Origin of the sequence: Sulfitobacter sp. UBA4523, assembly GCF_002388305.1 — a bacterium.
Taxonomy (GTDB): domain Bacteria; phylum Pseudomonadota; class Alphaproteobacteria; order Rhodobacterales; family Rhodobacteraceae; genus Sulfitobacter; species Sulfitobacter pontiacus.
This window is the reverse complement of the sequence record NZ_DGMH01000008.1, coordinates 26652-38165: the sequence shown is the minus strand read 5'-3', so window position 1 is coordinate 38165 and position 11514 is coordinate 26652. Positions and strand designations below refer to the sequence as shown.

The following is an 11514-nucleotide window of genomic DNA, read 5'->3' as shown; positions in this document are numbered from 1 at the left end:
GGCATGGATATGAATTCCGTTGCCCATATCCTGCGCGTGATTGCCGCCTTCCGGGCCAAAATCGCCGCCCACCCCGACAAATACATGCAGATCGAATGCTTTGATGATCTGGCAATTGCCAAATCAAAGGGCTTGCTGGGGGTTGGTTTCGACCTTGAAGGCTCGGTCATGTTGCAGGACATGCCCGAAATGGTCCCGGTCTTTGCCAAACTGGGCGTAAAGCAGATCCACTTTGCCTATAACCGCAACAATTCGGTGGCAGGCGGTTGTCATGATGATGATATTCCGCTGACCGCGCTGGGCCATGCAATGGTCCGGGCTGTTAATAACGGCGGCATGATCATGGATTGCTCCCACACGGGCCGTCAAAGCAGCCTTGATATCATGAAGGCATCGACCAAGCCGGTCGTCTTCAGCCACGCCAACCCTAAGGTGCTTGGCGGGCATGAACGCTGCATTGATGATGAACAGATCAAGGCCTGCGCCGATACCGGCGGGGTGATCGGCATTTGCGGCTTCCAGCGCTTCATCAAATCACCCAACGCCCCCGAAGTCCCCGACATGATCCGCCATATCGACTATGCGGTAAAACTGGTCGGCGTGGACCATGTCGGCATCGGCCTTGATACGATGCCCAGTGTCGCGGGCACCAACGACTTCCCCGATGGTGTTGACCGCGCCTATTACTGGCCTGCCGAACGCGGCTATGGCCCTAATGCAGGCGGTGCCGCCGTATTCGATCCAAAAAAGCTCCCCGCCCTTGCCGACGCCCTGATCGCCGGGGGCTACAAACCCGACGCCGTTGACAAGATCATGGGTGAAAACTTTATCCGCGTGGCAAAGGAATGCTGGACGGCCTGACCCGCCCAGCCCATTGCCCTGCCCCGTTGCCTTGTCGCTTTCTCTACGGCAAATGTTTGCGTCGGCCACGTTGCTGATGGTAGGATAAAGTAGGATCAAAAGACGAAAGATCACCTTATGATCAAAAAGAGCATCACCGTCACCGAAACGCAGGAAGCCTGGATTCAGGCCCAGCTTTCGACTGGCCAATACGCATCCGACAGCGAGGTCGTGCGCGAAGCCTTGCGTGAAAAACAGATGCGCATGGCAGAAATCGAACGCATCCGCAATGCCTTGAACGCCGCCGAGGAAAGCGGTTTTTCCTCAATGGATAAAGAAGATATACGCGCGAGCGTCAAGGCGGACATGAAGCTCAAATGACCGCGTATCGTCTTAGCAAACTCGCAGAAGACGATATCAGACGCTTGTATCGATACGGCATTGAAACTTTCGGGCAGCGACACGCGGACATTTATTTTGACGCACTGTTTGAACAGTTCGACAAAATCGCGCGGTCGCCCGCCATTTATCAGGCTGTCGATGATATCCACCCCGGATATCGTCGCTGTGTTTTTGCCGCACACACCATTTATTACCGCATGGACGGCAATATCCCTTTGATCATGCGCATTCTGGGTCGTGAAAACCCAGATTTATCGGCGGTATAACGACGCCCCATTTCCACGCGTCATTCCCGCGAAAGCGGGAATCCAGACTTGACGCAACGACGGTTTCCGGCTCGGGACCTCGCACAGTCCGGAAACCCGAATTTGCCTCTTTAAACCGCAACCTCATCCTTGCGCACCGGGCGCGGGCGGCCTTCGGCGTCAATCGCGACAAAGGTAAAGGTTGCCTCGGTCACCTTGATGCGCGGCGGCTGGTTTTTGCGCAGCACCCAGCTTTCAAGATGCAGCACCATCGATGTATTGCCGATCCGTTCGATATCGCCATACACGCACACCACATCCCCGACATAGACCGGACGATGGAACGTCATGCCGTCAACCGCGACCGTGGCAACGCGTCCCTCGGCGATCTGGCTTGCCATCACCCCGCCCGCGATATCCATCTGCGACATCAGCCAGCCGCCGAAAATATCACCGCTCGGGTTGGTGTCGGCAGGCATGGCAAGGGTTCGGGTGCACATGTCGCCTCGCGGCATGGTGTTGTCGGTACCATGTGTGGTCTCACTCTCATTTGCCATCGGGCTTACTCCTGTCTGGGCGCGCCATTCACGCGGGCCGATATTTTTATTGGACCTGACGGTCTCGGTTTTCACGACAAGTCTGGCACCGTTTTCTGCGCTGCCACAACGAAATTATGATCTCTGGCAAGACCACTGCTTGCATTCACGCCCAAAAAACATTTTTATGGGTCGCATCTGAAAACATATGATACTCGTTAAGCCTAAAGGCATCCAACCCCGTAAAATCAATCAACAGATATGCGTCGTTGGACCTTGTTTTAACATAATAAAGAAGTTGCGTTCCGGGGCATGACCGACCTTTTCGAAGATTCAAACCAATCGACCACAAACGCCTATTCCGCCAAGGATATCGAAGTTCTCGAAGGCCTGGAGCCTGTGCGCCGCCGTCCCGGTATGTATATCGGGGGCACGGACGATGCCGCACTGCATCACCTGGTTGCCGAAATCCTCGATAACTCGATGGACGAGGCCGTCGCGGGCCATGCCACCTGGATTGAACTGGAACTGCATGAAAACGGCCATGTCACCGTGCGTGACAACGGGCGCGGCATCCCCACCGATCCGCACCCCAAGGACCCCAGCAAATCGGCGCTGGAGATCATCTTTTGCACGCTGAACGCGGGCGGCAAATTCTCGGGCGATTCGTACGAGACTTCGGGCGGTCTGCACGGCGTCGGGTCGTCCGTGGTCAACGCGCTGTCGGATCACCTGCGGGTCGAGGTCGCGCGCAACCGCGAGCTGTTCGCGATGGAGTTTTCGCGCGGCATCCCCCAAGGCAAGCTTGAGAAAATCGGCGCGGCCCCGAACCGGCGCGGCACGGCTGTCACCTTCCACCCCGATGCAGAGATTTTTGGCCCGCTCAAGCTCAAGCCCGCGCGGCTGTTCGCGATGGCGCGGTCCAAGGCCTATCTGTTTTCCGGCGTCGAAATCCGCTGGAAATGCGGCCAGCAGGACGGCGACACCCCACAAGAGGCGACGTTCCACTTCCCCGGCGGCCTGTCGGACTATCTGAACGAAACGCTGAAAGGGTCGACAACCTACGCCGAGCATCCCTTTGGCGGCACCGTCGACTTCCGCGAGAAGTTCAACGCACCGGGCAAGGTCGAATGGGCGATCAACTGGACGCCGTCGCGCGATGGCTTCATCCAGTCCTATTGTAACACCATCCCCACCCCCGAAGGCGGCACCCACGAGGCGGGCTTCTGGTCCGCGATCCTGAAAGGTGTCAAAGCCTATGGCGAACTGGTCGGCAACAAGAAGGCCGGCACCATCACCCGCGACGATCTGATCACCGGTGGCTGTGCGCTGGTGTCCTGCTTTATCCGCGAGCCTGAATTCGTTGGCCAGACCAAGGACCGTCTGGCGACGGTGGACGCGCAGCGCATGGTGGAAAACGCCGTGCGCGACCACTTTGACAACTGGCTGGCGGCGGATACCAAAAGCGCGGGTGCGATCCTTGATTTCCTTGTACTGCGCGCCGAAGAACGCCTGCGCCGCCGTCAGGAAAAAGAGACCGCGCGCAAGACCGCCACGAAAAAGCTGCGCCTGCCCGGCAAGCTGACCGACTGTACCTCAAAAACACGCGAAGGCACCGAGCTGTTCATCGTGGAGGGCGATTCCGCCGGTGGGTCCGGCAAGGGCGCGCGCAACCGGAACACGCAAGCCTTGCTGCCGCTGAAGGGCAAGATCCTTAACGTGTTGGGGGCCGCGTCGAGCAAGCTGAACACCAATGCCGAGATCAACGATCTATGCGAGGCGCTTGGCGTCGGGATGGGCACGAAGTTCAACCTTGATGACCTGCGCTATGACAAGATCATCATCATGACCGATGCGGATGTCGACGGGGCCCATATCGCGGCGCTGCTGATGACGTTCTTCTACACCCAGATGCGCCCGATGATCGACGCCGGGCACCTCTACCTCGCCTGTCCGCCGCTTTACCGCCTGACCCAAGGGGCCAAGCGCGTCTATGTGGCGGATGATGCGGAAAAGGACATGTGGCTTGAGCAAGGCCTGGGCGGCAAAGGCAAGATCGATCTGCAACGGTTCAAGGGTCTGGGCGAAATGGACGCGAAAGACCTGAAAGAGACCACGATGGACCCCACCACCCGCAAGCTGATCCGCGTCACCGTCGACGAAGACATGCCCGGAGAGACCGGCGATCTGGTCGAGCGTCTGATGGGGAAGAAACCAGAGCTGCGCTACCAGTATATTCAGGAGAACGCCCAGTTTGTGGAGGAACTGGATGTTTGATTGGGGGGGATACCCTTCCATTTCGGAACTTGATCCGAAATGGAAGGGTAAGGGGTTATGCAGCGGCTTTCAAAACGCCTGATAGCTGCTGCTGTTCATTTGAACCAAACATTTCTGACTTCTTGAGTTCCGTGAGCCCAACTTTTTTAATTGCGCTCAGAAAAGCCTTGTAACTATCTTGTTCCCGTAGGCTGCAAGCCATAACAACTCTCCCGTACATAAAAAACTAACTCGGCATACTATGTGTCAGTTAGCAATTTGCTAACAAATAGCCATGATCCAACCATTTTGATATCCGAAAAGTGACCAAATTTAGTCATTTCCTCTGAAAAATTGCGGAACAAATCCAGATCAACTGGACTTCGGAAGTGGATTTTGACGTGCGGGCATACCAAGTCTCGATCACTTAAAGCCAAAACTGATTCGAATATTGAAGCTAGCAGGCGTGCATAATCATCGGCGCTATAGCTCCCTAAGTCATACTTCGGAGCAAGGATTAGGTTTCTAACACGCAAAACTCGACCGCTGAAGCGCGGAATGAATGCGCGGTTCACAAAGCACACAGCGTGGTGCTCCCCTGCAGCATCTACATGGGCATATACGCCGTTCCATCGTTCACCTGAACAAATCTCAATCTGTTCCCCTAAGAGCGGAATAGTAGCTGGCATATATGAAGAAAAATCTTCATCGAAATCGTGACACTGTTTTGCCCACTCCTCTAACAGATGTGCCCATGATCCGTCGTCGTGTAGAAGTTGCTTCATTCTTAACCTTTCCCAAAAGCGCTCAATCTATGCGGAAACAGCGTAAGCACAAAACACAACTTAAGCGATAACTCCCCGTGGCTTTAATTGAAATCCGCATTCTTTTCTTTGACAAAGTGCGTCTACGATCACTTGTTGCTCGTCCAATAAATGGTCTAATTGACAAATCTTACTCGACGGTTAACGACGAATTCATGCCCCCTCGATGTTGACGCATCCCTCCAGCCTCAAACTGTCCCCCGGACAGTTTGCAAGACGGCCTCCGCCCCAGGGTCAGGCGCGGCCCTTAACATCTGTTCCGCAGGATATCTGCTCCGCCCGTTCGCCCCTGAAACCTTCCCCCGGAAGATTTCAACACGGGCCTCACGTCAAAAATACCGCTTGATCCGCACTGCGCTTTCACTCAACGTTTCGGCATGATCCGAGCCTTCATCCTCCTCATGTTTCTGGCCTCTTGCGGGCGGCCGTTGACCCAGAATGAGCTGCTGTTCGCGGGCGACATCATGGGGGATACGCTCAATTACCCCAAGGTGCGGCTGCATGACGGGTCGCCCTCGCGCGGGGTGACGATGACGCGCAAGGCGCGGCCGCGCACGACCTGTCGCGAGCGTATCCTGCCGCCCGAAAAGGTCGGCGAGGTGATCACCACCAAGCCCGCTGCCGTGGCGCTCTGGAATGCGGTGCTGTTTGACGAAGACTGGTATCTGGACGATTACCTGCCCGACTATCCCGACCGGATCGGGCTGATCGCGGCGATGATCTTTGCCCATGAGCTGACCCATATCTGGCAGTGGCAGAACCGCAAGACGACGGGCTATTCGCCGCTGCGTGCAGCGTTTGAACATGGCGGCGGGGCGGACCCGTATCTCTTTGATCTAGAGAGCGACCCGAAGTTTCTCGATTTTGCCTTTGAACAACAAGGCTCTATCGTCGAGGAATTCGTCTGCTGTCGTGCGTTGGACCCGCAGGCACCGCGCACCAAAAGGCTGCATGCGCTGATCTCGCAAGAGATGCCCGTAGCACCCCTGCCCCAAAGCCGGCCCTATGCGGTGCGGATGCCCTGGGACGGGGTCGAGGTGAACGGGATCTGTAGTTAACGCTGGATGCTTTCAAGATAGACCAGCAGCCCCGCCAGCACCCGTGGTGTGGGCGTCAACTGGCCATCCAGATCGACAGGCACCAGATCCAGCGCCATGCCCTCGCCAAACTGCGGCATCACCCGTTGCAGGTGGCTGTCTGTGGCATCGCCCGCCGGGTCGCCGTAGATATAGGCCAGCGTTTTGGTCTGCGGAAACCGCCCGCCATTGTCGCGCGCCAGGAGGGTCAGGTCGCGGGGCTGCGGGCGAAGGCCCTTGGCCGCGGCACCGGCCCCTTGGGCGTTCAGCCCGTGGCATTGCACACAGTTTTCGGCAAAAAATGCCGCCCCTTCCGCGCGGTCGGGGGCGTCGGGCGGGGTCTGTGCGGGCATACAGGCGGCCAGCCCCAAAAACAGCGGCACGCCGAGGGCGATTGTGGTTTTCATCATATGATCCTCCGGTAGGTCACGGGGATGCTTGCCCTTGGCGGGGGTCTTCGCCATGATCTGGATCAAGAAACGGGAAAGATTAGGATTACTCATGGCGCATTATGCAGTTGTGATGCTTTTGGCCGGGGTTGGCATTCCCGTTCTGGCCGCGTTGAACGCAGGGCTTGGCAGCCGGATCGGATCCCCCGCAGCAGCGGCTACGGTGCTGTTTGTGGTGGCTTTTTCTGTCAGCTTGCTGGTCGCGATGCTGGTGGGGCGGCAAGGGTTTGCGCAGATCCCCGCGGCCCCGAAGCATCTGCTGCTTGCCGGATTTCTGGTAGCCTTCTACATCCTGTCGATCACCTTTATCGCGCCGCATTTCGGCGTCGGCAACGCGGTGTTCTTTGTTCTGGTGGGCCAGCTTTTCAGCGCCGCGGCGATTGACCACTTCGGGCTGTTCGGCGCGCAGGTGGCGCCCTTGGGGGCCGCGCGGGCCGCTGGCATCGCCTTAATGTGTGCCGGTGTCTGGTTGACCCAGCAAGCCTAAGAACGATCACGCCGCGTCTTGTAGCGGGTTGGTCAGCACAAAGAGGATTTCATCCTCCGCCAAGGGGTTTTCGACCCCCGGCAGGGTGATGGTAAGCCCTGTGCTGAGCGTGACCGTCAACTCTCCATCCGCGACGGTCTGATCGGTGACAGAGGCGTTTTCATCGTCGGTTTCGACAATCAGCGCATCGGTGCCCGCGTCATAATCGGTGACCGTGATCCCGCCTGTGGCACCGTAGATCGCGGTGAAACTGTCCGCGCCCGTGCCCCCGATGCCGGTGTCATTCGCGCCCAATCGCAGGCTGTCGTCACCGTCTTCGCCGATCAGCTCGTCCGCGATCCCGTCGTCGCTGCCATCCTGGGCGTTGACCCCGCCCGAAAGCGTGTCATTGCCCTGCCCGCCAAACAGGATGTCGCGCCCGTCGGTGCCTTGCAATGTATCATCCCCCGCCGTGCCGGTTTGCGACTGTGTGTCATCCTCGGACGGTTGCGCGGTGTCGTCGATCGTCTCGACCGCTGGATCCTCCGCAGTCGGCGTGTCGGTTGGCGCGTCGGCTTCAGGCTCTGCCGGGGCGGGGGTCAGCGCATCGTCCATGCCCGCGCCCGTGGTCGTCCCCATATCGGGCATGCCGATGGGGACTTCTTCGTCCTCGGGCTCATCCTCCGTATCCTCGCCAAACGGGTCGAACACGGCCAGCATGGGGCCGAAAGCGGCAAAGAGCATGACGAGCAAAGGTGACATGGCAGCATCCTGTTTTGACACAGTTTGCCCCCTGCTCGTGGCGCCCGTTGGGTCTGGGCAAGGATAAATTAAGGCAGCCGCCTTAAAGCGCGACGAGCTGCCCTGCCTCAAGCCGGATCTGGCGGTCCATCCGCGCGGCAAGCTCAAGGTTATGGGTCGCGATCACCGCCGACAGCCCTGTGCCCCGCACCAGCGTCATCAGCGCGGCAAAGACCTGATCCGAGGTGGTTGGATCAAGGTTGCCTGTGGGCTCATCCGCCAGCAGCAGCCGTGGCGCATTGGCCAGCGCACGGCAGAAAGCGACCCTTTGCTGTTCACCCCCCGACAGCGCCGCCGGGCGGTGGTCGGCGCGGTGGCCGATGCCAACCTCGTCCAGCAAGGACAGCGCGCGGGTCTGCGCCTCGGACTGCGAGACACCGTTCGCCAGCTGCGGCAACACGATGTTTTCCAACGCGGAAAATTCAGGCAGCAGGTGGTGGAACTGGTAGATAAAGCCCACATCGCGCCGCCGCACGCCAGTGCGTTTGCGATCGGACTGCCCTGTCATATCGGTGCCGCCGATTTCAACCGTGCCGGTGTCGGGCGTGTCGAGCAGACCCGCGATATGCAGCAGCGTCGACTTTCCCGCGCCAGAGGGAGCGACCAGTGCGACGACCTCTCCGGCGGCGACGGTCAGGTCGATGCCGCGCAGCACGTTGACTTCGTTCGGTTGGCCGGGGTTGTAGGATTTGCCAATCCCCGAGAGCCGCAAAACAGGATCATTCATAGCGCAGCGCCTCGACTGGGTTCATGCGCGCGGCACGGCGCGCGGGGAAGATGGTGACGACGAAGGACAGGCCAAGCGACAGGCCGATGGCCGACATCACGTCAGCGAATTGCAGTTTGGCGGGCAGGAAGTAGATGCCGCGGATCGACGGATCCCATGCGTTGCCGCCCGAGATGTAGTTCACGACGGCAAAAATCTGATCGACATAGAGCGCGAAGAGACAGCCAAGGATCACCCCCATCGCGGTCCCGATGATGCCCGTGAAGGCCCCGCAGATGAAGAACACGCGCAGGATCGACCCTTCGCTTAGGCCCATGGTGCGCAGGATCCCGATATCGCGCCCCTTGTTCTTGACCAGCATGATCAGGCCCGAGACGATATTCATCGCCGCGATCAAGACAAGGATGCTGAGGATCACGAACATCACGCGGTCCTCGATATCCAGCGCGCTTAAAAACGAGCCCGACGCATCGCGCCATGTCCAGATCAGGCCGCGTTCCCCCGCGGCGGATAGCAGCGGCACGGTCAGATCATCCACGCTATCGGGGTTTTCGACCATCACCTCAAGCTCATCGGCGACGCCTTCGCGGTTGAAGAAGGATTGCGCCTCGGCCAGGGGCAGATAGGCGCGGGTGCGGTCGATGTCATAGCGCCCGGCCGAGAAGATATAGGTCACCTCGTAGCCATTCACGCGGGGGGAGGTGCCAAAGGCGGTTTTCACCCCGTTCGGCGAGATGATCTTGATCGTGTCGCCCAAGCCGACCCGCAGCGCCTGTGCCACGCCGGACCCGATGGCGATGCCCTGTTCGAAATCGGCCAGATCGCCGTCGGCGGTTTCGGGGTTGGCGATGCGCGGGATATTGGCCAGATCGGCGGCCTCAATGCCGAAAATCTCGATCCCCGCGTTGGCCTGCCCTTTGTTGGCCATCACCTGACCGCGCACCAAAGGGGCCACCTGCGTCACGCCCGGCACCTGGGCCACACGCGCGGCCATCTCGGTGTAATCGGGTATCCCCGTCTGGGACACGCCGTTCTCATCCACCGACGCCATATTATACACGGTCACATGGGCATTGGCCCCTAGGATCGTATCGACGAATTCAGCCCGAAAGCCCGACCGCACGGCAAGGGTCGCGATCAGGGCAAAAACCGCCAGCGTGATCCCGATCAGGCTGATCCAGGTCATCACGCTCACGCCGCCTTCGGCGCGACGCGCACGCAGATAGCGCCAGGCGATCATCCATTCAAAAGGGGCGAAGGGCGGTGTCGAGGATACTGGTTTGGCCAAGGGATGGTTCCGATCTGGGATCAATCGCGCGCAACCTCGCGGTTTCGGCGCATCGGGTCAAGCGAGGAGTGGTCGCGCGGCAGCTTGTACCGCAGGTAAAGCTGCGCGTGTCAGCGGCCCTGCGCCGGTATGCGGGAACCGCGCCGCCGGAACGGGGCGCGTAACAGTCGCAGCAGCACCCCCAGCCCCAAGCCGCCCGCGACAAAGCCCGCGCCAGCAAACACCACCCCGGCAAAGTTCAACGGTACGGCGGGCTGAAACGCCTGCCACGCCGCCCCCGCGATCTGCGGGTCCGACATCTGCGGCAGGTGGTAGGCGCGCATGAAAGGCCCCTGCCCCTGCAGTCGGGTCAGGGCGGTTTGCAATGTCTCGTAGCGGGTAAAGGTCGCGGCCATATCGGCGCGGCGACGCTCCATAAACGCGGTGCCGGTCATCTGCGCCAAGGCATCGCTGCGCGACAGGCCGACCGCTTGGGCGCTGGCATCGAAATCGGCAACGACCTCGTGCAGCGCATCGACCGCCCCGCCCAACCGTTGCAGATATTGCTGCGAGTATTCGGGGAATTGCGAGGTCACCGCCGCGCCCGCCACACCGCCAGCAAGGGTCAGCGCCCGCAGGATCATGAAACGCCCCAAAGGTCCGTTGTGCAGCGCTTCATGATCCGCCCCCCGTTTTTCAAGGCCCCACGTTCCAAGGCCCGTCGTTAAAGATTAAGCGATACCGCGATAAATCCCGGCGATCTTTTCGACCGCGGCCTCGGGCGTCATCTCTTCGCTTTCGCCGCTGCGGCGCGAGGTCAGCTCGACCACACCGTTTTTCAGTCCCCGCGGCCCGACGGTGATCCGCCATGGCAGACCGATCAGGTCCATCGTCGCGAACTTGCCACCCGCGCGTTCCTTGGTGTCGTCATATAGCGGGTCCAGACCCAGAGCCTGCAGGCTGGCATACAGCGCGTCACAGGCCGCATCCGCCTGTTCGTCGCCCTGCTTGAGGTTCACAATCCCCACATGGAACGGCGTCACGCCCTCGGGCCAAATGATGCCCTTGTCGTCATGCGATGCCTCGATGATCGCGCCCAGCAGACGGCTGACACCGATGCCGTGCGACCCCATGTGCACCGGCACAGGCTTGCCATCAGGCCCCTGTACGGTCGCCCCCATCGGTTCGGAATATTTCGTCCCGAAATAGAAGATCTGCCCCACTTCGATCCCGCGCGCGCTGCGCTGGCGTTCGGCGGGGACTTCGGCAAAGAGCGCTTCGTCATGGGTCTCGTCCGTGCGGGCATAGCGCGAGGTGAACTCCTCCATCACGGCCTGACACTGGTCGACGGAATCATAGTCGATCTCGCGGTCGCCGAACTTCAGCTCGGTGATCTGGCTGTCATAGAACACCTCGGATTCGCCGGTTTCCGCCAGCACGAGGAATTCATGCGTGTCGTCGCCGCCGATCGGGCCGGAATCCGCACGCATCGGGATCGCCTGGAGCCCCATGCGTTCATAGCTGCGCAGATAGGTCACCAGATGGCGGTTATAGGCGTGCAGCGCATCTTCTTTCGTCAGATCAAAGGTATAGCCGTCCTTCATCAGGAACTCGCGGCCCCGCAT

At 59.7% G+C, this 11514-nt stretch carries 14 protein-coding genes; 6 read left to right on the top strand and 8 right to left on the bottom strand.

What is annotated here, in order from left to right; all coding sequences use genetic code 11:
• The 3 genes from B3849_RS01545 to B3849_RS01535 form a co-directional block, all read left to right on the top strand.
• The coding region (locus tag B3849_RS01545) for a dipeptidase (protein WP_286779726.1) at nt 1–861 on the top strand (861 nt) is incomplete at its 5' end.
• 117 nt (nt 862–978) lie between these two features.
• Entirely contained in the window at nt 979–1221 is a 243-nt protein-coding gene (locus B3849_RS01540; RefSeq protein ID WP_097050508.1) for a type II toxin-antitoxin system ParD family antitoxin, read from the top strand.
• A complete protein-coding gene (locus B3849_RS01535; protein ID WP_286779725.1) occupies nt 1218–1508 on the top strand; it encodes a type II toxin-antitoxin system RelE/ParE family toxin in 291 nt (96 codons plus the stop codon). Before B3849_RS01540 ends, B3849_RS01535 begins: the two co-directional genes overlap by 4 nt.
• A 110-nt stretch (nt 1509–1618) precedes the next feature.
• Here the strand turns inward: B3849_RS01535 and B3849_RS01530 are convergent, their stop codons facing one another.
• Nucleotides 1619–2044, bottom strand: a complete 426-nt coding sequence (locus tag B3849_RS01530; protein ID WP_062951777.1) for an acyl-CoA thioesterase — start codon at nt 2042–2044, stop codon at nt 1619–1621.
• 291 nt (nt 2045–2335) lie between these two features.
• On the opposite strand from B3849_RS01530, the gene parE reads away from it, so the two are divergent.
• Nucleotides 2336–4300, top strand: a complete 1965-nt coding sequence (parE, locus tag B3849_RS01525; protein ID WP_286779724.1) for a DNA topoisomerase IV subunit B — start codon at nt 2336–2338, stop codon at nt 4298–4300.
• A gap of 239 nt (nt 4301–4539) precedes the next feature.
• On the opposite strand, the gene B3849_RS01520 is transcribed toward parE, so the two are convergent.
• Nucleotides 4540–5064 (bottom strand): hypothetical protein, encoded by a 525-nt coding sequence (locus tag B3849_RS01520; RefSeq protein ID WP_146152946.1) that lies wholly within the window; start codon nt 5062–5064, stop codon nt 4540–4542.
• 416 nt (nt 5065–5480) lie between these two features.
• On the opposite strand from B3849_RS01520, the gene B3849_RS01515 reads away from it, so the two are divergent.
• Entirely contained in the window at nt 5481–6161 is a 681-nt protein-coding gene (locus B3849_RS01515; RefSeq protein WP_278425270.1) for a hypothetical protein, read from the top strand.
• Here the strand turns inward: B3849_RS01515 and B3849_RS01510 are convergent.
• Entirely contained in the window at nt 6158–6682 is a 525-nt protein-coding gene (locus B3849_RS01510; protein ID WP_278425269.1) for a c-type cytochrome, read from the bottom strand. The two genes, B3849_RS01515 and B3849_RS01510, sit on opposite strands and share 4 nt — an antisense overlap.
• On the opposite strand from B3849_RS01510, the gene B3849_RS01505 reads away from it, so the two are divergent.
• Entirely contained in the window at nt 6681–7115 is a 435-nt protein-coding gene (locus tag B3849_RS01505; protein ID WP_074635566.1) for a DMT family transporter, read from the top strand. The two genes, B3849_RS01510 and B3849_RS01505, sit on opposite strands and share 2 nt — an antisense overlap.
• A 6-nt stretch (nt 7116–7121) precedes the next feature.
• On the opposite strand, the gene B3849_RS01500 is transcribed toward B3849_RS01505, so the two are convergent.
• The 5 genes from B3849_RS01500 to B3849_RS01480 form a co-directional block, all read right to left on the bottom strand.
• Entirely contained in the window at nt 7122–7856 is a 735-nt protein-coding gene (locus B3849_RS01500; protein WP_278425268.1) for a calcium-binding protein, read from the bottom strand.
• Between the two features lie 82 nt (nt 7857–7938).
• Nucleotides 7939–8622 (bottom strand): ABC transporter ATP-binding protein, encoded by a 684-nt coding sequence (locus B3849_RS01495; RefSeq protein ID WP_074635562.1) that lies wholly within the window; start codon nt 8620–8622, stop codon nt 7939–7941.
• On the bottom strand, nt 8615–9862 hold the full coding sequence (locus tag B3849_RS01490; RefSeq protein WP_168592437.1) for a lipoprotein-releasing ABC transporter permease subunit: 1248 nt from the start codon (nt 9860–9862) through the stop codon (nt 8615–8617). Before B3849_RS01490 ends, B3849_RS01495 begins: the two co-directional genes overlap by 8 nt.
• Nucleotides 9863–10020: 158 nt before the next feature.
• On the bottom strand, nt 10021–10533 hold the full coding sequence (locus tag B3849_RS01485) for a DUF2937 family protein (RefSeq protein WP_278425267.1): 513 nt from the start codon (nt 10531–10533) through the stop codon (nt 10021–10023).
• Between the two features lie 87 nt (nt 10534–10620).
• The coding region (locus tag B3849_RS01480) for a proline--tRNA ligase (RefSeq protein ID WP_286779723.1) at nt 10621–11514 on the bottom strand (894 nt) is incomplete at its 5' end.